This window comes from Gloeocapsopsis sp. IPPAS B-1203 (assembly GCF_002749975.1).
Taxonomy (GTDB): Bacteria; Cyanobacteriota; Cyanobacteriia; order Cyanobacteriales; family Chroococcidiopsidaceae; genus Gloeocapsopsis.
In genome coordinates, this window is the sequence record NZ_PEIG01000015.1 from 96,546 (window position 1) to 121,953 (window position 25,408).

General features: G+C 39.9%; 24 protein-coding genes and 1 pseudogene. 6 read left to right on the top strand and 19 right to left on the bottom strand.

What is annotated here, in order from left to right; genetic code table 11:
• Positions 1–95 precede the first annotated feature (95 nt).
• The 7 genes from psbV2 to hpsA (CSQ79_RS22100) all read right to left on the bottom strand — a co-directional run bounded on the left by psbV2 (position 96) and on the right by hpsA (CSQ79_RS22100) (position 9,562).
• Positions 96–593, bottom strand: coding sequence for a photosystem II cytochrome PsbV2 (psbV2, locus tag CSQ79_RS22070; protein WP_099703279.1), 498 nt, complete (start codon positions 591–593; stop codon positions 96–98).
• Between the two features lie 291 nt (positions 594–884).
• Positions 885–1,376, bottom strand: coding sequence for a photosystem II cytochrome c-550 (gene psbV, locus CSQ79_RS22075; RefSeq protein WP_099703280.1), 492 nt, complete (start codon positions 1,374–1,376; stop codon positions 885–887).
• Between the two features lie 122 nt (positions 1,377–1,498).
• Positions 1,499–1,699 (bottom strand): translation initiation factor IF-2, encoded by a 201-nt coding sequence (locus CSQ79_RS22080; RefSeq protein ID WP_099703281.1) that lies wholly within the window; start codon positions 1,697–1,699, stop codon positions 1,499–1,501.
• Between the two features lie 256 nt (positions 1,700–1,955).
• Positions 1,956–2,543: a pilus assembly FimT family protein gene (locus CSQ79_RS22085; RefSeq protein WP_099703282.1), complete on the bottom strand. Its 588-nt coding sequence runs from the start codon at positions 2,541–2,543 to the stop codon at positions 1,956–1,958.
• Between the two features lie 90 nt (positions 2,544–2,633).
• A complete protein-coding gene (gene hpsC, locus CSQ79_RS22090) occupies positions 2,634–3,572 on the bottom strand; it encodes a hormogonium polysaccharide secretion pseudopilin HpsC (RefSeq protein WP_099703283.1) in 939 nt (312 codons plus the stop codon).
• A 36-nt stretch (positions 3,573–3,608) separates the two neighbouring features.
• Positions 3,609–4,304, bottom strand: coding sequence for a hormogonium polysaccharide secretion pseudopilin HpsB (hpsB, locus tag CSQ79_RS22095; protein WP_099703284.1), 696 nt, complete (start codon positions 4,302–4,304; stop codon positions 3,609–3,611).
• Positions 4,301–9,562, bottom strand: coding sequence for a hormogonium polysaccharide biosynthesis protein HpsA (gene hpsA / locus CSQ79_RS22100; RefSeq protein ID WP_099703285.1), 5,262 nt, complete (start codon positions 9,560–9,562; stop codon positions 4,301–4,303). The genes hpsB and hpsA (CSQ79_RS22100) overlap by 4 nt, the downstream gene beginning before the upstream one ends.
• Before the next feature lie 534 nt (positions 9,563–10,096).
• Between hpsA (CSQ79_RS22100) and CSQ79_RS22110 the strand changes: the two genes are divergently transcribed.
• Positions 10,097–10,663, top strand: a complete 567-nt coding sequence (locus CSQ79_RS22110) for a Uma2 family endonuclease (protein WP_099703287.1) — start codon at positions 10,097–10,099, stop codon at positions 10,661–10,663.
• A gap of 294 nt (positions 10,664–10,957) precedes the next feature.
• Here CSQ79_RS22110 and vapC read toward each other — a convergent pair.
• From vapC to hpsA (CSQ79_RS22145), 7 genes and pseudogenes are all read right to left on the bottom strand, one after another.
• Positions 10,958–11,362, bottom strand: a pseudogene (gene vapC / locus CSQ79_RS22115) (type II toxin-antitoxin system tRNA(fMet)-specific endonuclease VapC).
• Complete coding sequence (locus CSQ79_RS22120; RefSeq protein ID WP_099703288.1) at positions 11,359–11,595, bottom strand: hypothetical protein; 237 nt, start codon at positions 11,593–11,595, stop codon at positions 11,359–11,361. The pseudogene vapC and the gene CSQ79_RS22120 overlap by 4 nt, the downstream one beginning before the upstream one ends.
• Positions 11,596–11,658: 63 nt before the next feature.
• A complete protein-coding gene (locus CSQ79_RS22125) occupies positions 11,659–11,853 on the bottom strand; it encodes a hypothetical protein (protein WP_099703289.1) in 195 nt (64 codons plus the stop codon).
• Between the two features lie 141 nt (positions 11,854–11,994).
• Positions 11,995–12,600: a pilus assembly FimT family protein gene (locus CSQ79_RS22130; RefSeq protein WP_099703290.1), complete on the bottom strand. Its 606-nt coding sequence runs from the start codon at positions 12,598–12,600 to the stop codon at positions 11,995–11,997.
• 80 nt (positions 12,601–12,680) lie between these two features.
• The gene (locus CSQ79_RS22135; RefSeq protein WP_099703291.1) at positions 12,681–13,694 is read right to left on the bottom strand and encodes a prepilin-type N-terminal cleavage/methylation domain-containing protein; all 1,014 of its coding nucleotides are present in this window, start codon (positions 13,692–13,694) and stop codon (positions 12,681–12,683) included.
• Between the two features lie 46 nt (positions 13,695–13,740).
• Complete coding sequence (locus CSQ79_RS22140) at positions 13,741–14,442, bottom strand: prepilin-type N-terminal cleavage/methylation domain-containing protein (RefSeq protein WP_099703292.1); 702 nt, start codon at positions 14,440–14,442, stop codon at positions 13,741–13,743.
• Between the two features lie 31 nt (positions 14,443–14,473).
• Positions 14,474–19,099 (bottom strand): hormogonium polysaccharide biosynthesis protein HpsA, encoded by a 4,626-nt coding sequence (gene hpsA / locus CSQ79_RS22145; protein ID WP_289501424.1) that lies wholly within the window; start codon positions 19,097–19,099, stop codon positions 14,474–14,476.
• Between the two features lie 293 nt (positions 19,100–19,392).
• Between hpsA (CSQ79_RS22145) and CSQ79_RS28330 the strand changes: the two genes are divergently transcribed.
• The 4 genes from CSQ79_RS28330 to CSQ79_RS28340 all read left to right on the top strand — a co-directional run bounded on the left by CSQ79_RS28330 (position 19,393) and on the right by CSQ79_RS28340 (position 20,674).
• Positions 19,393–19,536 carry a hypothetical protein gene (locus tag CSQ79_RS28330; protein WP_289501425.1) on the top strand — a complete coding sequence of 48 codons (144 nt, stop codon included), beginning with the start codon at positions 19,393–19,395 and terminating at the stop codon, positions 19,534–19,536.
• A 131-nt stretch (positions 19,537–19,667) separates the two neighbouring features.
• On the top strand, positions 19,668–19,916 hold the full coding sequence (locus tag CSQ79_RS22150; RefSeq protein WP_099703314.1) for a hypothetical protein: 249 nt from the start codon (positions 19,668–19,670) through the stop codon (positions 19,914–19,916).
• A 125-nt stretch (positions 19,917–20,041) separates the two neighbouring features.
• Complete coding sequence (locus CSQ79_RS28335; protein WP_289501426.1) at positions 20,042–20,332, top strand: hypothetical protein; 291 nt, start codon at positions 20,042–20,044, stop codon at positions 20,330–20,332.
• Positions 20,333–20,443: 111 nt separating this feature from the next.
• Complete coding sequence (locus CSQ79_RS28340) at positions 20,444–20,674, top strand: hypothetical protein (RefSeq protein ID WP_289501427.1); 231 nt, start codon at positions 20,444–20,446, stop codon at positions 20,672–20,674.
• 67 nt (positions 20,675–20,741) lie between these two features.
• Here CSQ79_RS28340 and CSQ79_RS22165 read toward each other — a convergent pair whose 3' ends face one another.
• The 3 genes from CSQ79_RS22165 to CSQ79_RS22175 all read right to left on the bottom strand — a co-directional run bounded on the left by CSQ79_RS22165 (position 20,742) and on the right by CSQ79_RS22175 (position 21,789).
• Positions 20,742–20,957 carry a type II toxin-antitoxin system HicA family toxin gene (locus CSQ79_RS22165; RefSeq protein WP_502693956.1) on the bottom strand — a complete coding sequence of 72 codons (216 nt, stop codon included), beginning with the start codon at positions 20,955–20,957 and terminating at the stop codon, positions 20,742–20,744.
• Entirely contained in the window at positions 20,947–21,150 is a 204-nt protein-coding gene (locus CSQ79_RS22170) for a type II toxin-antitoxin system HicB family antitoxin (protein WP_099703295.1), read from the bottom strand. Before CSQ79_RS22170 ends, CSQ79_RS22165 begins: the two co-directional genes overlap by 11 nt.
• 81 nt (positions 21,151–21,231) lie before the next feature.
• The gene (locus tag CSQ79_RS22175; protein ID WP_099703296.1) at positions 21,232–21,789 is read right to left on the bottom strand and encodes a Uma2 family endonuclease; all 558 of its coding nucleotides are present in this window, start codon (positions 21,787–21,789) and stop codon (positions 21,232–21,234) included.
• 117 nt (positions 21,790–21,906) lie between these two features.
• On the opposite strand from CSQ79_RS22175, the gene CSQ79_RS22180 reads away from it, so the two are divergent.
• A complete protein-coding gene (locus tag CSQ79_RS22180; RefSeq protein WP_099703297.1) occupies positions 21,907–22,731 on the top strand; it encodes an Rpn family recombination-promoting nuclease/putative transposase in 825 nt (274 codons plus the stop codon).
• A 51-nt stretch (positions 22,732–22,782) separates the two neighbouring features.
• On the opposite strand, the gene rpmB is transcribed toward CSQ79_RS22180, so the two are convergent.
• Together rpmB and htpG are read right to left on the bottom strand one after the other, a co-directional pair.
• Complete coding sequence (gene rpmB / locus CSQ79_RS22185) at positions 22,783–23,019, bottom strand: 50S ribosomal protein L28 (protein ID WP_099703298.1); 237 nt, start codon at positions 23,017–23,019, stop codon at positions 22,783–22,785.
• 292 nt (positions 23,020–23,311) lie between these two features.
• Complete coding sequence (htpG, locus tag CSQ79_RS22190; protein ID WP_099703299.1) at positions 23,312–25,285, bottom strand: molecular chaperone HtpG; 1,974 nt, start codon at positions 25,283–25,285, stop codon at positions 23,312–23,314.
• Between the last annotated feature and the right edge of the window lie 123 nt (positions 25,286–25,408).

Genomic DNA, 25,408 nt, shown 5'->3' on the forward strand with positions numbered 1-25,408 from the left:
TTGTCGCTATTTAATTTTAAATAAAAACAAACACCAAGTACGACGAGTTGTCATAGATACATTTTTTATTATCAAAAAAAATCAAAAAAATGCGGTTAAAAGCTTTCTGTACCCCATCCTCTAGCCTTCTGTGCGGCTGTAAGGACAAACGCGGCTAAGCTTTCTACTTCCTCCTGAGTCATCCAAGATTCTGGGACTTGGCGACACCAGTACGTTTCTTCCGAGCCATCATATACCATAGGTTGGCGCAGAAAAGCAACGAGATTGCCGACATTATCCCTCGGAGGGTTTGCTCCTTTGAGCTTGTCTAGTGCAAGCGATGTCTGAGGATCTGGAAGAGTCGCACCACCTACATGACAGTTTAAACAGTTGTTTTCAAACAGCACTTTACCTTGAGATATTTCTTCGAGGGAAAACTCGCGAGTAGCGCCTTGTTCGTCCACTTCTAGGGCGATGGGTTCTGTCAGACGCAAATACCGAGCAAGATAAGGGTCAATACCTGCAGCAGTCGCTGAGGGAGTCATCTGTAACAACGAAACGACAACAATAGACAAAAGTATAACTAAACGGCGCACACAGCTTGTACTTAACATTTATTTAGACTAAAACTTGAAGAATAATTATGACAGAGGTCAGGGTTCAGAGGTCAGAAATCAGGGTTAAAAGCAAGATTTCGGTAGTGACTCTGAACTTCTATAGTGTTCCAACAACATTGACCATTGCTGTAAAAGAGGATTAGGAGAAAGAAAGTGCGATTAACTGCTTCTGTCTCCTGTCTCCTCAACTTCACTGTCTAGATTTAGTGAGCTAATTGAACGCTCATTTCTTGACAGTGCTTAAGTTTTATGCATCTGACTTTTAGTATGGTTTAGCTTGACAAGATTTTAATAGTAAATCTTGCCGCCGCCCCAGCGATCGCCCACAATTTTTGGTTGCAGCAGAACATGACCGGCGATCGCCGTTAAGTCATCTTCAGTGAGATTGCGCATTGCTGGGTAAATATCCGCACTTTTGGTGCTAGGATGCAACTCCGCAATTTCTTCTTCACCATCATAGGTGGTGGGGTTATGCATATAATCTACAAGTCCCTCAATGTTGTTGCGGGATGGTGTTGCTAAAGCAAGAGTTTCAGGATCAAGCCCTACGTTCTGGTTTGTCTTAGTTACACCTCCTGCGTGACACTGCGCACAAGCATAGTTAAATAAGCGTTTACCTTCTTGGACTTGTTTGAGGCTCAGCACAGTGGTATCACCTTGATCATTCAGCGGTACTGTTCGCACTGCTTCGCTTAGTTCCACTGCGGCTGCACTGTTAACAATCAACCCGAATGTCAACAACATAGTAGCCACCGCAAGCCCGATCAATCTTTTAAACATTGTTTCCTCTTAAAAATTTCGACCTCAACACAGCTTTATAGCGGTAACTCAATCCCTTCTTGTACTTTCACTCATAGCGAAGGCGAAATTCCAACTGCTTGATTTTAGGTTCTGATGTGATGTCATGACCTAACCTCTCCTTGAGAATCTGAGTTATTCTTCTCAATCGCATGAGAGATGATTGCTTTGGCATCCTCTAAGGGTAGACGAGTCTTAGAAGACTTATAAGCAATACCTAGGCGATCGCACAAAGAAAATACTTCTTCTACTGTGAGGTTGTAGTCCGCTGCTAATTCTGCAATGGACACATCTGCAAAACCCATAATGAATGATTAGTTAAGTGACAGTTAGAGATTAAGCTGCTCTAATATCAATATCATGTCACTGAGCCATTTGTTTACTTTTAATAAGGATCTGAGATAGAAATAATGTCACATACACAAAGTTAGCTCAAGTTCGCACTTGCCAAACATGATACTGCTATGCGATCGCATAGTGGAGATTACTGACGTTTGAGTAACACATAACTGAGTGATGTTAAGTTTTTTCTCGGTTTTCCTTTAATTTGACGCCACTTGATTAAAAGTTGCATTGATCTTCCCTCCCTGTTTGCATAGCACCAAGAAGAGTTCTGACAACCACACATCGACTTGTTCCTGCTAGAGGTTGTGTAGCATTATTGGGGCGGGGTAAGGCTACAGTGACAATTAAAGGATTAGTTTCGCTAAAACTAGCATCGCGTGGTAAATTGCCTCTGAAATCAAAACTAATTGTTTGTTCTGTAGCTGCGACATCAGGATTAGTATTGACTTGGCTGTCACCATTTAAATTCGTTCTTAGCAGAATTTGTTGCGGGTTAATGTTTATATCTTCAGCTATTGATTTCCAATCTGTATTACTTGGTGTAGTTCCCCTGGAATAAATTGCTACTTGAGGAATTTGATTGTTAGTTCTAAAGCTGACGCTATAGCTAATTTTTTGCTTTCTTGCTTCTTGCTGTGCTGTTTGTAGAGTTCGTAGAATGGATTCATTTACAGTACTGATCCGTTGGCGATTCACAAAACCTAGCCAAGATGGTACTGCGATCGCCGATAAAATGCCAATTACTAAGGTAACAACAATAACTTCAATTAATGTAAAACCTGAATTTAATTTATCATTTGGCATATTTTAATCATAAATAAGGTAATTGGTAATTGGTAATATTTGCGTATTAATAACAAAAATGAGGGTTGTAGTTCCTTTTTTATAGGCTCATTAGTTACGACTTAGTAATCCTCGTCCTTGGATTTGCACGCTGACAGTAGGGCAATATACAGAAGCGCGATCGCATGTTGCATCATTTCTAATCCGCGCGATCGCATTTCCTCTGAGGTGAACTTGTGCTGTTGTATTTGTTGAATCTACACAAGCATAAAAGCCACTTGCGACAGCGGGAACTTGCTGTGTATTGTCTGGACAATTTTGCTTTGTGTTAACACTTGTATCAATAAAGTCAACGAGTGTAGCTACGCTATTAGTATAGTCTTCATTTGCTTTTTGCCAGCGGTTCATTTTATCTTTTAAAGTTGCTCCAGGAACTCTTAAATTAAAAAACTGGAAACCATCGTGTGGTGGTTCAGTATAATTATTAGAATTTCTCGGATCTTTGACACCATCATTAATTTGAAATCGAGCAATGCGAGCCGTAGTAGAATTAGTTGAATCAGCAGATGCAACTAAATAATAGGCAACTAATGAGTAAACAAAAGTATCATCAAGTTGAGTATTTGTTACACAATCTATTGATTCACTTGTGCATCGCGAAAAAGCTTCTGGTTTAAATTCGCGCTTCCAGAAAACAAGAACTGGAGTACAATTTGCTTCATTATCGCACCCTGGCGCAGGCGCTAAAGGAGGAATTTGATTTCTAATTCCTGGCGATATATTATTTGAGTTATTGTTTAAACCATCAGCATCATAAATATAAATTGCTTGTCTTAAGTCTTGTGTAATATAATTAATAGTTGATTGCAGTTCTTGATCGGTATTAGCTTTAGCCTCCTCTTGTCGCTGTGTTGCTAGAATATTGAGCATAAAATTCATCAATGGCGTAACAACTAATCCTGCTAGGACAATACCGACTAGCAGTTCAATTAAGGTAAAGCCACAATTTTGTTTTGTGTGAATGTGCAGTAGTTTCGGTAAATTAATCATGGCATAGCTGTCCTATCATCGCCATTCGTATTCCTACTAAAGTTGACAACCACCAAGGCGATCGCACAAATCTTGTAATCGTGTTTCTGAAGTACTAATTTCGGTGGTAATTTCCATTAATGGGGCTTTGCGATCGCCTAATCCTGCGGTAAAGGTTGCTTGGGTGCGTCGGGTATTCGCATCACTTTTAACAAGAGATAAACTATCACTAAAAGCATCAGCGCGATAAACTCTCACACCTAATAAATAACCTTTTGTTGCATCTGTAGATGTTGGCGTAGCGCTGCGAAATGCTTGAACAACCAAATCGCGTACGCTGTTGCTACTACAACCTGCTGCTTCATCGAAATTAATACAGTACAAACTCAAATTTGGAGAATTTTGACAGTATGGATAATCTGATGTTGTGGGAGTACAATTTGTTAAACTACTAGCAGGTGGAACCACAGCATCGTTAAAAGTAACGCGCTGAGCGTTGAATTGTTGGGTAGCACTGGTAGAATCAACTTCGTTTAGCACAATGGTGTGATTAGGTGGTGGAATTGTGCCATTTCGGATACCATCAAGATAGGTTTTTGCAGCTTGAGTTGCGAGTTCCACTCTACGGGCTTGTACGCGGTTGCCAACAGAAAGTACCATGACAGGTGCGATCGCACTCATCAAAATTCCGACAACGACGATCGCGACTAAAGAATCAACAATTGTGAACCCATCTTGTGAACGAGAAATCATGGCGTGAAGTTAGTTTGGGTGTCTTGGTAAGCATTTAATGCAGGACAACTACGAGGGCGATCGCTTTCATCTACAACATATGTATAATTATTTCCTGACGCTTCTGCTGCACACAGCAGCGTTTCAATCCAAGGATCGTCGCGATTAACTTCGCGAATAAATTCGTTAGCTGAACTCAAGCGCGGTTGTGTAAACTTTTGAGTAAATAAATCTGGCGACTGCGATAAAAGTGCAACATCAAAACTCCATTGTCGATTCGGTGCAGTGAAATAAGGTAGTGTACCGACAAATTGACCATTATTCGTTCTATACTGTGTAAAGTTGTAATCAAAAACGCTTAAACTGCCGTCATTTGCTGTAGATTTACTTGCTAATATAGGGGCAAATGGTGCTGTAGCATAGGCACTGCGATGTAGTTGAATAAAACTACCTTTAATATTTAATGTTCTATTGCGCCAATTTTCTAGTAATCGGACAAAATTTTGTAAACCTGCGGGTTCTTCTCCTGGGCGACTAGGGCTATTTCCTGAGACAAAGACAGCATTGACAGTCGTATCATTTTCTGGAGTTTGCAACCACGCATCTTGTAAATCTGCACTTCCGCGATCTAAGTTTCTTCCCCCAGGAGAACCATTAGGGCTATGAACTTGTAGAACGGGAATCACTAGAGGTTGTTCGTCTGAAGTAATTGCAGTGATTTTGCTTCCTTCAGTAAAGTTTTCTCCTTTCTCAGGTAGGTTTTGAAATCCAAGTAAACGACCGTTGATTTCGACATTTTTTAATACAGGAGTACCAGCATTATTATTTAAAAAAGTTCCTGCTAGCGAATGACGATTATCATTAGCAACTTGATTGAAAACTAAATTTCCATTGACTACCCAAAAGATATTATTAGGACTAACTCCAACTAGTTCAATATTAACTCCATGGTGATCTTCTCCCCCTGTACCAAACTGCAAATTTCCTGTATCATTTCTAATAATAAAAATTGAGTCTTCTTGACCAACTAATCTAATTGTTGTTGCAGCTACATTATTAGTAGGTATTCTCTCAACGTTTATATCTACAACGTTAATAGGTATATTATCATTAGCAGTTAATATTGTTGCTCTTCCTGGTTCAAAGTTCCCCTGTTGAGTAGCTTTAACAATATCATCAGTTACATCAATATCTGGATTGAGACTTCTTAAACTCGCATATACAGTTTGAATTTGGTTTTGAACATCTGGTCCACATTCGCCTGCTAGTAATTGTAGAGGTTCTCCACTGACAAATTCATATTGATTGAAGTATCTACCTAACGTTGTACAAATTGTATAGCTAGAAGCAGGATCATTTTCTGGTTGATTGAGACTAGGAACACCAGGAATTTCAGGAGTAGAAGGTGAAATAAGTTGAGTATTTGGTGTATATGCTAATGGTTGATCGCTTTGATAACTCGGTGCACTATCAGGTTGTTCAGGAGCGCTAGTTGCTCTAAACCACAAAGCATTGTTTACAGACTTTGGACGCTTAGTATTGTAGGTATTATAAGGGAAGAAATCAACTTCATCAGAAGAATTAATTCCTATTGGTATAGGAGTAGAAATATTACTAAATTCTGATAGTTCTAACGTCCCTAATTCATTGCGTTGAAATGCAATTCGCCGTGGATAGCGTCTATCTTCAGAATTGAGTGCAGGTCTAGCTGTGGTACCTGCAATTAAGCTAGCGGCTTTTGCTCTTTCAGGTAAACTTGCAGCTTTTAGATTTCTATCATTTTCATATCCTACTACCCAATCATCGGGCTTGCACTCTGATACGGGAATTTTACGACAAATTTCCATAACGTACTCAGGAAAAGTTGTCCGGCGTTGAATTGGAGTCACACCATTATTTAAATAAGAATTTCTACTTCTATTATCAGTTTGTCTATTAACACTGGTAGCAAAGCTATTATCGACAAAGCCAACTTTCTTACGTTGTGTAGTGACTGAATTGCCAATATGATTATTTAAATCGTAGTCTCCATCATTCCGAAAACCGTCAACAAAGCTATTAGATAATACTGTAACTGCATCAGAAACAATAGTTGCAGGTCGCCATTGATCGCCAGTATTTCCACACCCAGGTTGTCCTCTTCTACAAGCAAAATTTCTATCAAAACTTGTATTACGAGTATAAAAATTCGTCCAGTTTGATGTTAGCCGTTCTAAAAATTCTTCGGTAGGAGTTCGGGTAATAGGCTGTTGATGTAAATTAAAGTCTCCCAAGATGTATGCAGGTAAATTAGTGACAAAAGTTAACCCTTTTTCTACTTCTCGGTAATTCTCGTCTCTCGATAGATTGCTACCGTTAATTAATCGAATTCCATTTGGGCGACGAGTTGAATCGAGAATAAAATCATGAGGGCTAAGTAACTTTGATTCGTTACTGATATCACTTCTATCTGCTAAGGCATCATCGCGGCTGGCATAGATAATACCACTATTAGGTAAAAGGTATTCTTGAGGGTTTCTTTCGTTACCAATTTCTGTTTCTGCAAGTAAACCTAAATCGATATCAGTAACGCGAACTTCTAAGGGTTGGCGTTTTTCTAGTTCTAAGTCGTAGTTTCTTAGCGATTGAGCTTGATCAATCGCTTTAATTTCTCTAGCGTCTAGAAAAGTAGCTTCTTTAATTGCTCCATGTGGAATGATAGGATTACCTACAGGAGAAAGACTATTATCTAAAATTCTAATTGCACAAATTGCTGTATCAATTGCTGAATTATCCGCTAGCGATCGCGTTTGATTATCATCGATTTTAACTAAAGCATCGCGTAAAGGTTGATTAACAACTCGTCCATTCGGAAAAATTAGTCTTGCTTGAATATTCAGTTGTTCTCGATATTGATTAATTGCGGCTTCTCGACCGCCAGTATCATTATACGGAGACGGATAAACTACTCCATTATTCGATCTACCATTTGCAGGTTGCACCCCATTAATAACCCCACTAACATCAGGTAGATCAGCTAAATTTCTTGCAGTCGTTGCACTTGTAGGATCGTAGTAACTACTAACACACGCTGTAGGAGTTCTTTCAACATAATCTGTGCCGGTATAACTTGAGTCTATGTAATGGTATACTGCTGTCGCCCGCATCTGAAGATCGCCTTTTTTGTTGCCATCGTCAGCATTTCCCGTCATCGGTAGCAAATCAGACCAAACAATAATATTACTATTGTTACTTCTGACAGAACGAGTTGTAAAAACTGGTGGTTGTGTGACACCTGCTTCTATCCTTGGTTCAGGTAAAAAAGAAACATTACGGTCATATGTACCTGTGTCTGTAACATTGTAAATTCCAGCACCTGTAATAATACGCAAACCACCAGCACCTGTTAAAGTTGTAGAAAGTTGTTGTGCTGCGGCATTTTCCCAAAAACCATTTCGTTCAATGATTCTGCTATCAGGAAGTGGTAAAGTTTGAGTTGTGCGATAACGAGGTTGAGTGTTGGGGTTATTCCAATTGACGCCGTTAGCAAATAACTGCTTTTCATTAAAGCCTAAAAAGAAGTTCCCTGTCTTGTTCCAAAAAGTTGGCAGATTATTACCAACAGCAATGCGATCGCCTATATAACTTTCTTTACCTTCTTGTTGCTGTTTTTCTGGTTGCGTCTGCGGTAAATTGTACTGATTGAGTGTTAATTGAGTATTCGTTTGTGTCGGTTCGCGCCACTCTAGCGGTGGTTCAATCGTATCGCGAGTAAACACGCTGGTATCGATACCATCATCATCAAAATCATATTGTTCTAAAGCACTTTGGCGATCGCTTGTTGCTACTTCAGCATAAGGCACGCGACGAGTTATATTTTTTAAATAAGTCTCGATTTGTTCGCTCAAGACTTCCCAAGCATTTAAACTACTTCCACGCTGATTATTACTATCCGCGATCGCTGCTTGAAATCCTGCTTTAACTTCTGGTGGATATTGTCTAACAGAGTTGACACTTTCTACGGTTGGTGGAATCTCATTGATTGTGTTGCGGCGTTCAAAATTTGGGTGGTAATCCAACGCTGTCTGCTTCATGAGAGCAATGCGGTGATTATAAGCCACATCGTTGTAACTAACTTGTGTCCCACCTTGAGTTGTTGACGATTTAACGTTGCGATCGAGTGCTGCTGTTGTCGGATTATTGCCAAATCCATTAAATAAATCAATATTGACTGCTGTGCGATCGTTGGTATCCGCAGCATTTCCTAAACCAACATTTCCCCCGACGGTGATTTTGCCGTTTTCTTCGTCGTAAAAACAAGAATATGGACTACTAACTTGATAAAATCGGGTAATTTCGTTATTGTGACTGCCAACTAATAAGTTACCATTAGTTGCAATTCTGCCATTCAAGCGAAACGTCGAGTCAGGAGTAATTTCTAGATCGTTTTGAAACAGCGCCGCATGATTTCTTAACGGAGTGCGACTGCGATCTTGCTGAAATTCTAAGGCATAAAAGCTGCGATTTCCGCGATAAGCTTCATAATTATTATCATTAAGCGGGTTAGTAATAGGAACGGTTGCAGTGTAAACAAAGAAACTTTTACTGAGGTTTCCCCCAGCTTGATACCATCCAGAATCACCTAAAGAGCGATCGCTACTATTAAATACATTTTCGCATTCTCTGCCTAGCAACTCACCCCGCATGGGTGGCGTTCTTGCTTGTAAAGGGTTTCTGGATTCTTCTGCAGTACTACTACGAAAATAGATACCATAAAGCGTATAGCTATCGAATCTACCATTACCATCAGTATCAACAGGAAATTTCCAAGCCGTTGTTAAGGTGTTACCTTGGTTACGATTCGTATTCTGCGCTAGTGTTAAACGAGTTTCATCACCCAGAGTGTAACTGTTACGGTTTAAGGCGTTTTCTAGTTCGGCATCAGTCGGCGTGACTTGTGGTAGTGTCTGATCGAGCAACAACGCATCAATTTTTGCCCTAGCGCGATCAAGTGCAGGAGTTGCAGCATTTAAAGCGGCTTCACTTACTCTCAAGTTACTTGCAGTACGCGATCGATCAAACGATCGCACTAAAATTGCTGTTGTCAGCAGAACAATTACCAACGACACCATCGCTACAGTTGGCAAGACAAATCCAGCGGTAGTATGCCGCATCACTATTAGACTACGTAGCAGCCATTGTCTTAGCAGTTGCGATCGCCTCTGGCGCTGCGCTATGCGCAACCGCTGTCCATGCTTTAATTGATTTAAGATGGCATTGTTGTGCTTACCAGTTGACATAACTGCTTCCTTGCCACAAGTTGAATATTCTACCGCTGAATTGAATAGCAAGTGTGTTGTGAAGGCGATTTGGGATGTTGAGCTTTACATCGAACAGTATAAATTAGTGCTAGAGAAAATCACAGTTATTGTAGCGTTTAACAAAGAAGTGCTGTGAGTGCGATCGCATTTATACAAAATCTTTACAGAGTATTTTTACTTAAGTTACCCCACTAACGTAGTGTATTTTTGATTACGATTTTAATATGTAGATATACGTATTTTAGGGATCTATTTTTGCTTGAGGATTTGAACGAACTACAGAAATAAACAGAGGATACCCAACGCCATTACATTAGACCTCCAGATGCCCTCCGACTCCCTTCGGGGCTATCCAACCAAAGTGTACCTTCGTACACTAAAATAAGACTTTTAGCAGTAAGTCCACAAAGATGGACTTTGTTTATAAAGAAATAGCGAATAAATTTGCTCAGCTTTAAATTAGTATTAGTTCTGCTGGTGGCATAATAGTAGCTACATAACACTAGCCAAGCTATGAGTCGCACTGCAAATCAACTCAGCCTTCAAGAGTTTCTGGATTTGCCAGAAAGTGACGAGCGGTTTGAACTTGTTGATGGAGAACTTATTCTCAAAATGGCTCCAACGACTCCTCACAGCCGCGTACAAAAGCGACTGCTGAGATTTATTGATGATTGGTGCGAACAAACCCACCAGGGTGAAGTTAACCCTGAATGGACTGTTGTCCTAAAACGTTATGGAGTTGATTGGGCACCCGTACCAGACTTGACATATATTTCTTGGAGTCGAATTTCAGCCGATTGGAATGGAGAGGGACCTTGTCCAGGAATTCCAGAGTTAGTTGTAGAGATTATTTCTCCTGGTCAAACATTCGGGGAAATGACACAAAAGGCAACCGATTATTTACTTGCTGGGGTAGATCAAATTTGGATTGTAGATACTAAGGCGCAAGCAGTTACAGTTTTCGAGCGCGATTGCTTACCACAGACTTTTTGGGTTGATAGCATAATTATCACTCCTTTGCTACCAGATTTTCTTTTAAAGGTTGCTGATTTATTTCCAAGCGCAGCACGAAGAACTTGACGAGTGTGCTAGATGAAGTTCACACTTAGTTTTAATCTGATTGAAATATGCGATCGCCTGCTTGCTAAGCGTAATCAATCCAGGTAATCCAAAATGGCTCGATTCCTGGCTATAGATAAATCGCAGCCCTTCGACTAAAGTCGGGGCTATCCAAGCAAAGTGTACCTTCGTACACTCTCATCAGAGTTTTATTAGTAAGTCCACGCAGGTGGACTTTGTTTATAGTGTGCGAATTCATTCGCCAAGCTTGGATTTACCTAATTTGTAGAGTGTATGATAAGGGTTCTCGCACATTTATTGCGCTTCCCAGTCTTCCAGTTTTAAATCTGATAATCTGCTAAATTCACGGGTATTATGGGTTACTAAGGTTAAATTATTTGTTAGTGCGATCGCTGCAATTTGCAAATCATATGGTCAAATTGGTGTCCCCATTGCTGCAAGTTTAGCACGGATTTGACCGCATATGTTAGCTGCACGTCCATCAAAAGGCAAACTAGCAAACTCGCTAAAAAAGGCTTGCAAAATTTCTAGGTTTCTTTCTTTACGCGAACTTTTATAAGCGCCGTAGTATAGTTCTAGCTTAACAACGTCGCAAAGCATCACCTCAGTTGGCGCAAGCGAAGTCAATCGATGCAGAATGGGTAAGCTACGGCGACTAATATATCCGATACAAGTATTAGTGTCCAACAAGTAAGTCAATCAAATGACTCCCGCTGTTCAAATTCGCCTTGGTCTTCTCGTACTAATGGTTCTCCCTCCCAAGCACCAAAGGTTTTTTCAAAAAACCCTGGAGACCAACTACCTTCTGGTAATGATTTTACAGCTTGAACTGTTAATGTAACTTCAATGTCAGCATCTGTTAATCCTACAGGAACGTCTAGATGCAAAATTCCGTCTTCGCCGACGTGAGAGTGTAGTGTAATAGTTTGCATAGGTAATCGTTGTCTTCAACTATTGTAAGTTTGATACATTAATGATGAATGCAACACCCCGCATCAATCTAGATCGCTAGTTTCCTGACGTTGTTCAACTTGAAGTTCAGGGATTTGATCTGCTTCTAGAATAACTACTTTACCGTCGCGCCAGATAGCAATAGATTCTCCTAACCTACGGTGACGTTCAATTGCTTGGGCGATCGCAGCTTGCACAACTGGGGTAATTTTGCTAGATAAACGTTGATCTTCAGTCATTTAAGTTTCGACAATTTGATTCCAAATTTGCTGTTCGTCGAAACTTAGTAGATAATTGGGTTCTTACCAACGTTGCAATCAGCAATAAATATGCGATTGCTATTTTTACACTTCTATTTACTACTTGAACACAAGTAAACTTTACGAACAAGCAGCATCTTTGGCTGTACGCAAAGCACCCAATAAAGTAGAAGCAAACACACACCGCTTACTACTGCTATTTTCTGTGCTTACTGTTATTCGTCTTAGTAAACCATTTACATGACCTTTATGATTAAATTGTATATATCTTACATTATTTCTTGATTGCAAACTTGTTACGGTGCTAAAACGAATATTTGGATCAAAACTATTCCAATTCACTAAATCATTACTATCGTTATTATCATTATCTACATCAATAATAGCCGGATGAACTGCCCATTCTAAATTAATGACACCACTTCTATTCCTTTCACGAAAGCTTGCTTGCCAATTTTGCCGTTCTTGCTTAGCTCTACTTTGAGCAGTACGCATAGCTTGATATACTTGTTCTTGTGCTATGTTAAGGCGACGTGCATTAACAAATTCTAACCAACTAGGAGCAGCGATCGCCGCTAAGATTCCTAGTACAAATATAGCAATTAATATTTCTATCAGTGTAAATCCAAATTCTGATTGGTTAAATTCTTTGTTTTTAATTATAAAAATACTTTTGACATTCAGTTTTGCGTATAATTCCTTTTTATTAATTATCTTATTTTTCATATTCAAGAGTCAGATATTATGTAAATACAGAAATAAAATATCTACTAATTTATAGAAAGAATAATTAATTACGAATTACACTAGCCAGGTTTTTTATCTATAACTCCTCTACCTAAAACGTGTACTTTTAAATTAGAAAGTGTTACTTCACCATAACCTCCTTGTCTGCGGTGTGTGTTACCTCTAAGGTGGACAATAACATCTGGTTGTTGATTTTGCTGTTCTCTTACACAAGCATAAAAGCCTCTCACTTTTGCTAAACCCCGATCCTCAAGTGATTTATTACTAGGAGTGAGTACATATTCACTAGGACAGATTGTTGTACTATTTTCAGCATCAGGTGTATCATCAACAAAGTCTACTAAAACAGCAGGATTAATACCACTAGCAGTAGGAAAATTTGTTGATGTTTGTTGATTTTCTAATACTCCACTAGTATTTCGAGTAAAAGGCCAAAAACGAAAACTTGTACCAGCTTGTAATGGATTGAAGTACCCAGCGTTTTGCTTGGGAGGCGACTCTGAATTAAATTGGCTGAGAACGTAACGAGTAATTCGAGCTTTTCCTTGCCAAGGAGAATTGGACTCGCTTGCTTGATTCTGTCTAAGGTAGTAAACAACTAAACTAAAAGTTCGGTTAGCTATACGGGAATTATAACAAGGGTCATTCACTTCACTCAATCCTAATGTACTTTGGCATCCGTCTGGTAAAAGTTCAACTTTCCAAAAAGCTAAGACAGGAACGCTTTTATCAGACACAGGAATATGATTGATAATCCCTGGGCAAAAAGTAGAAGGATCAGCAGCAGTTCCTTGACCTTGAATGCATTCGCCAGAGTAAACATATACAGATTCTTTTATGTCTTCGCTGATGTAGTCTAAAGCATTTTGCATTTCTTGCTGAAGCTGATTTCTAACTAAATCTTGTCGATCTGTTTCAAGTATATTAATTACTAAACCTAAAAGAGCTGAAACAACAGTACTACCTACTACCGCAGATACTAAAAGTTCTATAAGAGTAAAGCCCGTATTGCTATGCCTTTGTAAAAAGAAACGAGATTGATGAAATTGATATTTAGATAAAAAATGAGACATATTATTTTTAACAGAATACTAAGTAAATATATTTTTTGAAAATAATTCATTTAGAAGGTTTTAAAAGTTGGTGATATTGCTCTAAAGAAATATTTCCACGTTCACTATTAGATACTGTGGTGTATAAAACGGCTAAAGGACGTTCTAAATTTCTCTGTGAGGTTAGTCCCAAAGAAGCACGTTCGTTCTTTAGTGGAGAACTTGCGCCATTCACCAAAGATTGATAGTCATATACCCGTACTCCCATACGAAAAGCAATTGGAACACTTTCTCCTGTGGGCGTGACTCCTGCATCGCGGAAAACTTGTACAACAAAGTCAGGAATACATTGGTTGCTACTATCGCGTTTGCAGTCAAGTTTGTTGCCTTTTACTTCACGATTAACATTGATAGCTAGTCCTCTATTTATAGATACCTGAGTATCGTCAAGTGTATAACCGTTAGTACCTTTAGCAGGTGCGGGAGTATCCTCAATCTTTTTAATATCCTCGCTAACAACTGGTGGTAAATCTGTATTTTTGTAGTTTCCACTTCCTACTATTAGCCGAACTCGATTAACTTCCCCTTGAGCTAATTGCATTGCTTGCTCGGTTCTTTGGTTTTGAACGCGAGTGGCTGCGGCGATCAGGAGCGGTGGGGCGATCGCCGCAAGCACAATACCAATAATCACAATGGCAACAAGTGATTCAATTAAAGTAAGTCCTTCTTCAGAAGAACGATGCATAAATTGAGATAGGGGCGATCGCATTTTGCTGTCCTACACTAAATATTGGGGTGAATTAAGAACAAACGCTATTAGCATTCGGATTGATATATTCTTTGTCTTTGTCCCTAGCACAGCGTAGTTGTTTAATGTAAGGATCGTTGACATCCAACTCGCGGTAGAATTCACTACGTGTAGTACCTGGAGTAACAAATCGCCGCGATACTGGACCTGCGGGAGCATATTGCAAACCAACGTCATAACCCCAACGACGATTAGGTGCGGCGTAATATTGGATAAGTTCAGCAGATTGAGGATCTCTGACAAGCTTTGACTCCCAATCATCTTGGTCAAAGGGAGCAGTTGCATAAGTGCTAAAGTTTAACTGCAAGAAAGCGCCGGAAATATAGAGGTTTCGACCATTCCAGTTTTCTATAAATCGCGGGAAGTTGTGCAATCCGCCGTAAGATTGCTGTGCTTGTGAAGGGACAATACCGCTGATGATAATTGCATTGACACGTATATCGTCATTACTGGCATCATTGCGAGACTTACCATCCGAGAAGGGGTAATAACTTCTACTATCGCCTATACTGTAGTCTCTGACATTACTATCAGGACAAGGTGAAGTATTAGTACTACAGTACATTGGGTTGCCATTGACAGAAATCCTAATAGGCGAGTTTGCCTCATTATTTTCTCTTAGCCAATACTGTCCTGCTCCGAGGCTATTTCTAGGGCGGTTTTGATTTAAATATGAGGTGCGACGGCTGCTACCAGAAGGACAACCATAGTCTGTGGATTCAGCAGAAGTTATCTGAGCACCGCTACCACTACCAGCCGTTGTAAAACTATCTTGAATACCGCCATCACAAAAGTTGTTGGAAAGAATCGTAATCGCATCTGCCAAAATTTCGCTAGGACGCCAAGCATCATCATTCGGTCTGGCAAATCGGCTATCTAGTGTGTTACGGGAATAAAAATTGCTGTAATTGTCGTTTAGTGTTTGGGTAAACTCTTCTAATCGCGTTCCAGTGTTGCTAGCAAGTCTGTGTAAGTTGAAGTTACCTTGAATGTAAACAGGGTTATCGGAAATGAAGGAAATACCGCGAACATTCTCATTATCGGGAATATTAAAGCTATTGTTAGAAGGATTAATTCTTCTCAAATCAATTCCATTACGCAGACGAAAACCATAAGGACGACGATCTGGATCGGCATAGTAATCTACTGGTTTAATGGTTATACCATTTGCCGCAGTAATTGGCGGATCTTGTGGTGTATTAGCATTCATGAAGCTTCCAGCAGGTCTAGAAATACCATCTTCTCTAACAGCATCTGTGCGGAAGGCGTAGACAATACCACCTTTGGGTAGCCAAGCATCATCAGTCACACCACTGATTGTATTTATACGTAACAGATCTAAATCAATATCTAAAACCCGTAAGCCCATCATTTCCCTACCGTTGAACATTCCTTTATCAAGGAAGGGAATTCCTACAGCAGTAGTGTTGTCTCTGATGATGTTAATTCGATTTGTGGTTGTTGTTGTATTGGGAAGTAGCCAATTATTTCGGAGTCGTGGACGAAGTGCGATCGCCGCAATACTATCTTCTGTACCATTCTCAATACCGTTAGCGTTAGTATCACCAATAACTTTGTAGAAATAGCCGTGATTTACATCATCGGTAACAGCAACATCATTGTTGAAAATATATCTGTTACTCACATAATCATTTGCAGGCTGAGGTACAGTCGCATTAGGATTAGCCTTGAGCACAGTAGGCGTAGCTACACCAAGATGATCGTGTTCTGCTACTGGAAACAGGTAAAATAATGAAGGATATTTAGGCTTTCCAGGTGTTGAACAAAAAGTAACGGCAAAAGCTAACTGACCTTTATCCGAAACATCAAACGAATTTGGATCGCAACCTACCCTGAATGTAATACCACCTTTAACATCTCCACCTATTGTTTTTGGAGTTGTATATGTACCTGTTTTAGGGTCATAACCAATACCATCTCCAGGTAAAGCACCTTCAGCAAAACCAAGTGAGCGATCGCGTAATATTTGCTGATAATTTATTAGGTCTGGTAATCTTGCGAGAATTGCAGCTTTATCTTCTGTTTTACCTGCCTTTGAATCATTTCTGTAAGCCTTAATCCATTCATCTATAGTAAATTGGCTGTAATAATTAGGATCGTATGTCTTAGGAGGACAACCAGCTTCTTCAGTTTTTGTACATAGGTTAGTACCGTCAGCTGGTCTACCAATTTCTGGATTTCCAGGGGTAGCAGTACCATCCATCAGTTGAAATAAATGCACTCCTAAAGAATTCATGCCATTAGAACCATTATTATTAGCGAATTCTAGGTAAGCATCTTCGATATTCTGTAAGTTGTAACTTAACATTCCCATCATGCAGGAAGCTGTATGCAGTGTCGTCTTATCTGCAAGGCTGAGATCTGCATAGGTTGTCCCACTGTTGAGTAAACTAATGACTCTTCGCAACTCAGAAAAATTGCCCCACTGAGTCAAAACCGGATGCGGATGAATTTGTCGCCCTGCTGAAGGTACGGCTGGACTTGCTGTCGTATCTTGTCTAGCAGGAAAAGCACCAAAAGGATCGCCAGCAAAATAAGCAAGATTAGTTAATGCTCTTCTCAGAGGTTGTCCGGCTGCGATCGCTGTCTCAAATTGCTCATTAGTTGTCGCGTTTGCTGGTGAGTTAAACTCCCAACCATTAGTACCATTACCTGTTAGGAAATCAGTATTAACTCTAGAAGTACCGTTGATCGTAATTCTATTAAATGTTGTACTGTTATTAATCGTTGCCGCAGTACCAGGATGAGCAGTAGTTGCTAAACAAGCCACAGGTAAATATCCAGAACTATGTGCTGTAGCACTAAATGGATCAGTAGTACTTCTATTAGGATATTTGTAGTGATATATAGCCGACGCCTGCACTGCTGCTAGATTATCTCTCAAAGCATGACGCTGACGCGCTTCATTTATAATAGTTCCTGTTGGTTGACCTAAGGGATTTGCTAACTCTAGCCGTTGTCCAACAATAATTCTCAAGCCTTCCCTACGGGCGCGGCGTTCCCAGTAGCCATCTAACCCTAAATCATCTGGATTTGTACCAGCAGGATTATCTCTAGTCAGTTCTGTAACGCTATCAATTGGATCACCAATTTTTTGCCCGTCAGGAATATTTAACCGTGAATCTCGTCCATAATTTGGTTTTGGTCCATAACGGTTATCAGCACGGTAAGTATCATCAATATATGGTTTAGGTTCTTGTTGATTAAAAATTCTTCTCCGCTCTACAAAGCTACCAGTATTCCATCCAGTACGTCTTACTAGTGTATTAGTAGAATCGGTTGTTCTTCTAGCTTTTGACTCATCTTGTGTATATAAAGCAACTGGATCTAATGCAACATCAGCAGGTGAAATTCCACTACGGTCTACAGAATGCGAATCATTGTTTATAGTAACGTTCGGATTAGTGCCACTAGTAATTGGTGTTGTACCTGCACCGTTAAATAAGTGAAAAATTGACGAACCTGCAAAAGTGTTAGTTTTCAGTGAACCATTAATAACTTGTCCCTGAAAAGTTGTCTGACCATCCCTATTGACAACTTGAGTTACAGTAATTTCAGAAGCATCGCGTGTATAAAGACAAGAACTAGGCGCACTAATTAAATACCCAGTAAAGCTGCTACTATCACCAACAATCAAACTACCTTCTGTGTGTAATGCACCATTCCAGTTAAATTGTGGACCTGGAAATATTTCTAAGTCACCGCGAAACCAACCACCCCACTTGTTTCCTCGGTTGAGTTGTCGATCTTGTTGAAATTCTAAAGCCGCAGTTGCTGGTTGATTCCCTGCTGGAATAACCACTGCATTAACTTGAAAGTTTTTCCGCAGAGTAGCAGCATTAACATTAAACCAGCCTCTTTCTACTGCAGTACTACCACTATTCTGCTCCAGTTGTCGGCAAGCTTGGTTAGCCTGTACGGCACTAAATGGTCCATTGCGTGTTAGTAATCTATTAGCCCTACTTGTAATAGCGGTATCTTTTTGGTTAGAAAGTCCATTAGCATCAGCTTCATCTGGAGATTGCAAGACAATAGAGTAAGCAATGATAGGTTTTTCATCATTAAGAACACCATCTCCATTAGAGTCAACTTGATAAGACCAAGCGTTGTCTAATTTTCCATCTCCATTAACATCTAAACGAGTTTCACCTGGCAGATCATATTTGTTATCTACTTCACCACTGCTGTTTCGTTGTATTGCAACTCCATTGCTACCATCATTGAGCATCATACTCAGCAAAACATCTTGTGATGGTACGCCATTCGGGAGACGCGAATCATTAAAAAGTGCTTCTAATTTTGCCTTAGCCCGATCCACAGCAGGAGAAGCAGCAGTATATATTTCCTTTGCCTGGTAATCTCCAACTACTTGAGTAGTACGATTTAAGCTGCGAGTTAGTACCGCCCCTGTTACCAATGTGACGACTAACAAAAGCATTGCTGTAGTTGGTAACACAAATCCACTTTGCAAATATCGTTGGCGACGGTTTAAAGAACGACGCAACAACCAATACAGCTTTCGTTTCGTCAAAAGTATAAAATTGACAAATTTCCGCAGAATGCGAATAGGCATTTTAGTAGATTTGCGCTTAACCATAAGAGTTAGAGGCAATTAAAGCAAATATAATAAATTCAATATTTCCGTAATAACATTACGTTTCTAGCCACAACATCAGTGATTCTCCTTACTTATTTATAAATAGGTAAATTCACGTAAAAACAATATTTTGGTTTATTAAAGCTAGATGAATTTACAATGAAGATATCTAAATCATTTATTGGTAAATAAAAATAACTTGGCGAATAAATTCACGGTTTCACAAACAAAGTCCACCTGCGTGGATTAACTACGAAAATTATCATTCTTGAGTGTGCGGAGGCACACTTCGTATGAGTAGCCCCGACTTCAGTCGTAGGGCATTTATAATTCATAGAGAAAGTCTTTTGGTGATTTTTTGCTATCTAGAACAACAGCATTCTGTTACGTTAATATTCAATTTAAGAAATGCGATCGCCCGTTGTATTTCTTCTTAAAATGTTGCAATTGTACTATCTCACACGATAGCGATCGCTTTGTTTACCTACCTTAATAGTTTAGCTTATTGGCAACTTTTATTAGGTATAGTATGTGTAGCTCGTGTTCAAGTCATAATGGAGGCATCACATTGAAAGTTAAAGGAATCAAGCGTGGTAAAAGCATTGAACTGTTAGAAGAAATTAATATTCCTGATGGAGTAGAAATAACCGTGGAGGTTGCAATGGGGCAACCCTTGAGTGTGCAGGAACGATTAACAAAACTCAATCAAATATTCGGAGCATGGAAAAATCAACCGACTCTTGATGAGATATTTGCTGAGATTGACAGCAAACGTCATGCTTATCAGGGTAGAGCAATAGAAGCGATTGATGACTAAGGCAAGAATCCGTGTTGTTAGATACAAATATTTGTGTAGCTCTACTCAAACAAAATCCTTTAGCACTTAGGCAATTTAATGCCAAAAAATGATTATATTACCTGCAATATAAACAATGCAAACTTATGGTTCAAACTATAGCAATTTCTAAAAATATATCTACATTGGCTCAGTTACGAGAAAAGTTTAACTTGGTTCCAACTAAAAGTACTCAATTCTTTACAGAATGGTTTCAGGACTTACCTGAACTTACAGATGAAGAAAAAGCGACATTAGATAAACTAAAAAGTCGATTCTTACGGCACAGAGATCGTGGCGAACTAGCAGAAGGTACTGTTAATCTTTTACTAATATCACCTTTACTTGAATTAGCGGGCTTTTATGATGAACCCTTCTTTATTTCAACTGAACCATAAGTAGAAATTGCCTTAGAGGATCGAGATGAAATTCTGCGAAGTCGCATTGATACATTAGTCATTCAACAAAGTCTCTGGGTACTTATAGTCGAATCAGAACGCTCAATATCTATGACAGCAGCGATACCCCAAGCACTAACTTATATGATGGGCAATCCTAACCCAGAAAAGCCTTCATATGGCATGGTGACAGATGGCGATTTATTCATGTTCATCAAACTACTCAAACAAGAACAACCACAGTATGATTTTTCTGATACTTTCTCGCTGTTTCTGTTACGACAGAATAAGCTCTATGACGTGCTACAGGTACTCAAACGAATTAGTAGTGTCATGGTTTAGTATTAGCGGATAACTTCTCGATAGTCGGCTACAATGAACTGTGATAGCTCTCTGCGCGAGTCTACAGTCAGAGCAAATCTTCCTCAGATAGCTGAGCGATTTTCATTAAAGCTTTCAAAGTTCCTATTTTCAAATCTTGGTTACGATGAACAGGAATTGATAAAATTTGCTCTGATTCAGGATTTTCGTAGATGTGATGGCTACCAGTGATTCTTCGTACAACCCAACCTTTTTGTTCCACAATCTTGCACAGCTGCTTGCCAGAAATAGATTCATATAGCAATTTCGACAACTTGAGCAGTTGATTCAATTGGATTACGACTGTTAGCAACATCAAGCCACCCTTCAATCGCATCCTTTAAGTTACTCATCACTTCCTCTATTGTGTCTCCTTCAGTAATACAACCAGGAAGTGCGGGAACCTCTGCCCAATAGCCACCTTCTTCTGCAGGATGAATAATTGCTTTGATTTTCATACACTTGTTGAATTCACTATTAAGAATTTAGTCGAGTAAGCTAAAACTAAATAAGAGCGATCGCCACAATATTTAAACTCTTTAATAAATCGCTTGCAAGTTTAATACAAACCCTGGTAATACCTCTTCACCAGAAAGTGTTACAGGCGATTCTAATGTTTCTTTATTACGTCCATAACGATAAACTTCTACTCGTCGTGTTTTTGGGTCAATTAACCAACCTAATACTGCACCATTCTCAAGGTATTCTTGCATCTTTTGTTGTAATTCCTCAATGTTATCTGAGGGAGAACGAAGTTCGATCACAAAATCTGGGCAAAGTGGCGGAAATTTATCTTGTTGTTCAAGAGTAAGAGTATTCCAGCGATCGCTCTTTATCCAAGCCGCATCAGGAGAACGTCGCGCACCATTTGGTAAAACAAACATTGTAGAAGAATCAAATGTTTCGCCTAAATTGCTAGCACTGTTCCAAAGCTCTAACTGAGTTGTTATTTTACTGTTACGTCTACCTGTATTCCCTCCAGTAGGTGGCGTAATAACTAATTCTCCATCCTTCGTGCTTTCAAAGCGCCACTCCTCGTTTTCAGATGCAATACGCATGAATTCTTCATCAGTTAGCGGAAGTTTAAGAGTAATCATAAAATCTTCTTTCAATGCTGATAACTTGAGGGAAAAACAGAGACTGCAACAGGATTTTTGGGGCGATCGCTCTTAGTTTACAATAGTCTTTAATTTGACTATATCAGCTAATAAACATTGCGTACCGATAGCCTGTTCTACCAACTTTTTCAGATCTATCCAACGATTCTGTTTGAACTTATTGATAACTTGTCACCAAGAGCATCTACTTATAGCTTTTTGTCTCAAGAAGTGAAGCAAACAAGTTTTCGCATTGATGGCATTTTACTTCCGCCTCCCTATGCTACTGATTTGCCTATATACTTTGTCGAGTTTCAAGGCTATCGAGATTTAAACGGCGATCTTTATCCTAGTTTCTTTAGTGAGATTTTCCTTTATCTCAATGACTACCGACCAGCAAATGATTGGCGAGGTATCTTAATTTTTACCAGACGTCGTTTAGATCCAGGCTTACCAATACACTACCAAGATTTTGCCAGTAGCCCACGTTTGCAACGCATATACCTAGATCAACTTAGAGGAGAAGTTGCTGACATCTCTTTTGGGTTAGGCTTGCTACAACTTATCGGTGTTAAAGAAGATGCTGCACCTGAAACAGCAAGACAGATAATTGAGAAAGCTCAGCGAGAACTCACCGATGCCACTGAACAGCAAAAAAATCTAGAATTAGTAGAAACAGTCATCATTTACAAGTTCCCAGAATTAACTAGCGAGGAGGTCGAACAAATGCTGGGATTAAGCGAATTAAAGCAAACTAGAGTCTATCAAGAAGCTTTAGAAGAAGGGCTGGAACAAGGACTTGAGCAAGGACTTGAACGGGGTCGCCAAGAGGGTAAGCTAGCCGCAGTTCCCTTATTATTAGAAGCAGGGATGACTGTAGAGCAAATTACAGAGCGGCTTGGTATCGATTTAGAGGCAGTTAGACGGGTAGCACAGCAGTAACTTAACACTTGTTTTGAACTACTGGGGCAATAATGCCCCCAAAAGTACGCATTAATAACGATTCAAATTGATTCCTGCTTCTTTAGCCATTGCTTCTAAACCTTTGTGTTCTAAAGTCTTGATTGCTTTAGTAGAAAGTAGCAGTCTTACCCAACGATTTCCTTGTGCCCACCATACTCGTTTCCACTGCAAGTTTGCTTGTTGTAGTTTTTTAGTCCGACGGTGCGAGTGCGAAATTGCGTAAGCATTATTTGCTTTTTTTCCTGTTAGCTGACATTTGCGTGACATAGTTTATCTCCATGTGTGAATTGACGTGCAATCTCTTATTGTATCTGCATTACCGAAATGAGTGTGCTGGAAGTGCGATCGCTCATCTCAAATCCCGTGAATGCTAACGATTGAAATAGCACCTTGACTAGTACCGATGTTACTCTTATTAGTCCACGCAGGTGGACTACCCTGCGGGAAGCCGCTACGCGTCTATGTGTGTGAAGTGTGAAGCCGCGACTTTAGTCGCCAAGCTAGTCATAAAAAAAAGCCCGTCAATGCGGGCTATCAACTATAATTAAGCTAGATTTACCTAACTCTTTGCTGCACGTTCAGTCAGTTTTGTCAATACTTGATTAGAGCGTTCGACAAAAGCTTTCATACCTTCAGCGTCAAATCCTTTTTGTGCCATCAGCGCTAAATCGTAGACGTGATGACAAATCATATTTGCTAACTCTGCTGAAGGAGACGAAGTATCTCCTTGCAGAATACTACCTTGGTTTAAACTCACCAGATTTTGAATCAGTGGGTGCGCGGTATTCACAAGCAGAATGTGTTCCTCAGGAAACTGGGCAGTTTGCTGCTGCATAAATGCGTTCATCTCTTGAATGCGGCGCATAAATTCTGGCAACAATACCATTGCTGGCGGTGTCCCCTGCGGATCGTCTGACTTGAGTGCTTCGGTGCGAATATTGAGTTTAGGTTTGTTGAGGGCTTGTTGAAAGAGTTCTTTGATCAATTCGCTGCGAGTTTTATTTGTCTTAGGATCGACAATATCTGCAGCTTTGTCTTGATCTAGCAACGTTTCGTCCAAGTCAGAGTCTACTCGTGAAAACTTGACATCAGGATATTCGCGTTCGAGGAATGTAATAAAGTGGGTATCGATGAATGAGTCCATAAATAGGACTTCTAAACCCTGATTTTTGTGCAATTCTACATAGGTCGCTTGGGTGACTTGATCGGTGCAGTAATAAACCCGATTTTCGTGTCGCTGTTGATTGCGCTCAAGATATTCTTTCAACGTGGTATATGGAAGTGTTGTCGCTTCTGATTCTTGGGGAGTGACATCTTGCCAGACATCGCCTTCTTGCGACTGCACCTCAACGCTTGGTGTATCACTACCTTTCGCCTCGTTAGTTGTGCGATAGATGATGATATCTTCTATTTGTTTTTTAAACTTCTCGTCATTGAGTGCACCAAATTTGACAAAAGTGCCGATATCTTGCCAAGCCTTGATGTATTCTTCTTTGTTGTCGCGGTAAAGTTCCTTGAGGCGATCGCCCACTTTGCGTGAAATATAATCTGCGATTCTGCGTACCGTGCGATCCATTTGCAGCGCACTCCGTGACACATTCAGCGGAATATCAGTGCTATCAATCACACCCCGCATTGGTAGTAAAAACTTGGGAATAATCTCTTCGCAATGATCGCTGACAAACACTTGGTTGCAGAATAACTTAATCTGTCCTTGTGTCACATCGACATCTGGCTTCAGCTTCGGGAAATACAGGATTCCATTGAGAATGAAGGGATAATCAGTGTTGAGATGTACCCAGATGAGTGGTTCTTCTTGAAAAGGATAGAGGTAGCGGTAGAACTCTAGATAATCTTCCTTCGTTAAACTGTTAGGAGATTCGCGCCACGGTGCTTTTTGACGATTAAGAATCTCATCATCCAGTTTAATTGGAACTGGCATAAAGTCGCAGTAGGTTTTCACTAACTGCTTGATCCGCGCTGGTTCGAGATATTCTTGTTCTTCTTCTTGCAGAGTCAGCGTAATTGTAGTTCCGCGTTGTGTGCGGGGTGAATCTTCTAAACGAAATTCTGGCGAACCATCACACGACCAATGTACAGCAGTTGCACCTTCTTTATAGGATAGCGTGTCAATCTCGACTTTTTGCGCCACCATAAATGAGGAGTAAAACCCTAGTCCAAAGTGCCCGATAATCGGTTGGTCAGATTTTCCTTGATACTTTTGAATAAATTCCTCGGCGCTTGAGAAGGCGACTTGGTTAATGTACTTCTTCACTTCCTCAGCAGTCATGCCAATACCATTATCGCTGATCGAGAGGGTTTTTTTATCTTTATCGATTGCAAGCTGAATTTCTGGTTCACCAACATCGCCAGTGTACTCTCCAGCGCGGGATACCATTTTAAGCTTCTGTATGGCATCTACAGCGTTGGACACGAGTTCTCGTAAGAATATTTCGTGGTCGGAGTAAAGTGATTTCTTAATAATTGGGAAGATGTTCTCAGTATGAATACTGATCGTGCCTTGTTCCAGCATGATGATTTACTTTATCGGTTCTTCATTCAGGATCATAAAGGCAGATCAAGTGCGATCGCCGTAATCTCTAACAGAGAAATTGCCCCCCGTGACAATTCGGTTTACCCTACCTTACTTCTACAA

What these genes read in the sequence shown, in the direction of transcription:
- psbV (WP_099703280.1), bottom strand. Translation starts at nt 1,376, where the DNA reads ATGTTTAAAAGATTGATCGGGCTTGCGGTGGCTACTATGTTGTTGACA.
- CSQ79_RS22175 (WP_099703296.1), bottom strand. Translation starts at nt 21,789, where the DNA reads ATGATTACTCTTAAACTTCCGCTAACTGATGAAGAATTCATGCGTATT.
- rpmB (WP_099703298.1), bottom strand. Translation starts at nt 23,019, where the DNA reads ATGTCACGCAAATGTCAGCTAACAGGAAAAAAAGCAAATAATGCTTAC.
- hpsB (WP_099703284.1), bottom strand. Translation starts at nt 4,304, where the DNA reads ATGATTTCTCGTTCACAAGATGGGTTCACAATTGTTGATTCTTTAGTC.
- CSQ79_RS22080 (WP_099703281.1), bottom strand. Translation starts at nt 1,699, where the DNA reads ATGGGTTTTGCAGATGTGTCCATTGCAGAATTAGCAGCGGACTACAAC.
- CSQ79_RS22140 (WP_099703292.1), bottom strand. Translation starts at nt 14,442, where the DNA reads ATGCGATCGCCCCTATCTCAATTTATGCATCGTTCTTCTGAAGAAGGA.
- CSQ79_RS22110 (WP_099703287.1), top strand. Translation starts at nt 10,097, where the DNA reads ATGAGTCGCACTGCAAATCAACTCAGCCTTCAAGAGTTTCTGGATTTG.
- CSQ79_RS22120 (WP_099703288.1), bottom strand. Translation starts at nt 11,595, where the DNA reads ATGCAAACTATTACACTACACTCTCACGTCGGCGAAGACGGAATTTTG.
- CSQ79_RS22125 (WP_099703289.1), bottom strand. Translation starts at nt 11,853, where the DNA reads ATGACTGAAGATCAACGTTTATCTAGCAAAATTACCCCAGTTGTGCAA.
- CSQ79_RS22135 (WP_099703291.1), bottom strand. Translation starts at nt 13,694, where the DNA reads ATGTCTCATTTTTTATCTAAATATCAATTTCATCAATCTCGTTTCTTT.
- hpsA (WP_099703285.1), bottom strand. Translation starts at nt 9,562, where the DNA reads ATGTCAACTGGTAAGCACAACAATGCCATCTTAAATCAATTAAAGCAT.
- CSQ79_RS28330 (WP_289501425.1), top strand. Translation starts at nt 19,393, where the DNA reads ATGAGTAGCCCCGACTTCAGTCGTAGGGCATTTATAATTCATAGAGAA.
- psbV2 (WP_099703279.1), bottom strand. Translation starts at nt 593, where the DNA reads ATGTTAAGTACAAGCTGTGTGCGCCGTTTAGTTATACTTTTGTCTATT.
- CSQ79_RS28335 (WP_289501426.1), top strand. Translation starts at nt 20,042, where the DNA reads ATGGTTCAAACTATAGCAATTTCTAAAAATATATCTACATTGGCTCAG.
- CSQ79_RS22085 (WP_099703282.1), bottom strand. Translation starts at nt 2,543, where the DNA reads ATGCCAAATGATAAATTAAATTCAGGTTTTACATTAATTGAAGTTATT.
- CSQ79_RS28340 (WP_289501427.1), top strand. Translation starts at nt 20,444, where the DNA reads ATGACAGCAGCGATACCCCAAGCACTAACTTATATGATGGGCAATCCT.
- CSQ79_RS22130 (WP_099703290.1), bottom strand. Translation starts at nt 12,600, where the DNA reads ATGAAAAATAAGATAATTAATAAAAAGGAATTATACGCAAAACTGAAT.
- htpG (WP_099703299.1), bottom strand. Translation starts at nt 25,285, where the DNA reads ATGCTGGAACAAGGCACGATCAGTATTCATACTGAGAACATCTTCCCA.
- hpsA (WP_289501424.1), bottom strand. Translation starts at nt 19,099, where the DNA reads ATGGTTAAGCGCAAATCTACTAAAATGCCTATTCGCATTCTGCGGAAA.
- hpsC (WP_099703283.1), bottom strand. Translation starts at nt 3,572, where the DNA reads ATGATTAATTTACCGAAACTACTGCACATTCACACAAAACAAAATTGT.
- CSQ79_RS22170 (WP_099703295.1), bottom strand. Translation starts at nt 21,150, where the DNA reads ATGAAAATCAAAGCAATTATTCATCCTGCAGAAGAAGGTGGCTATTGG.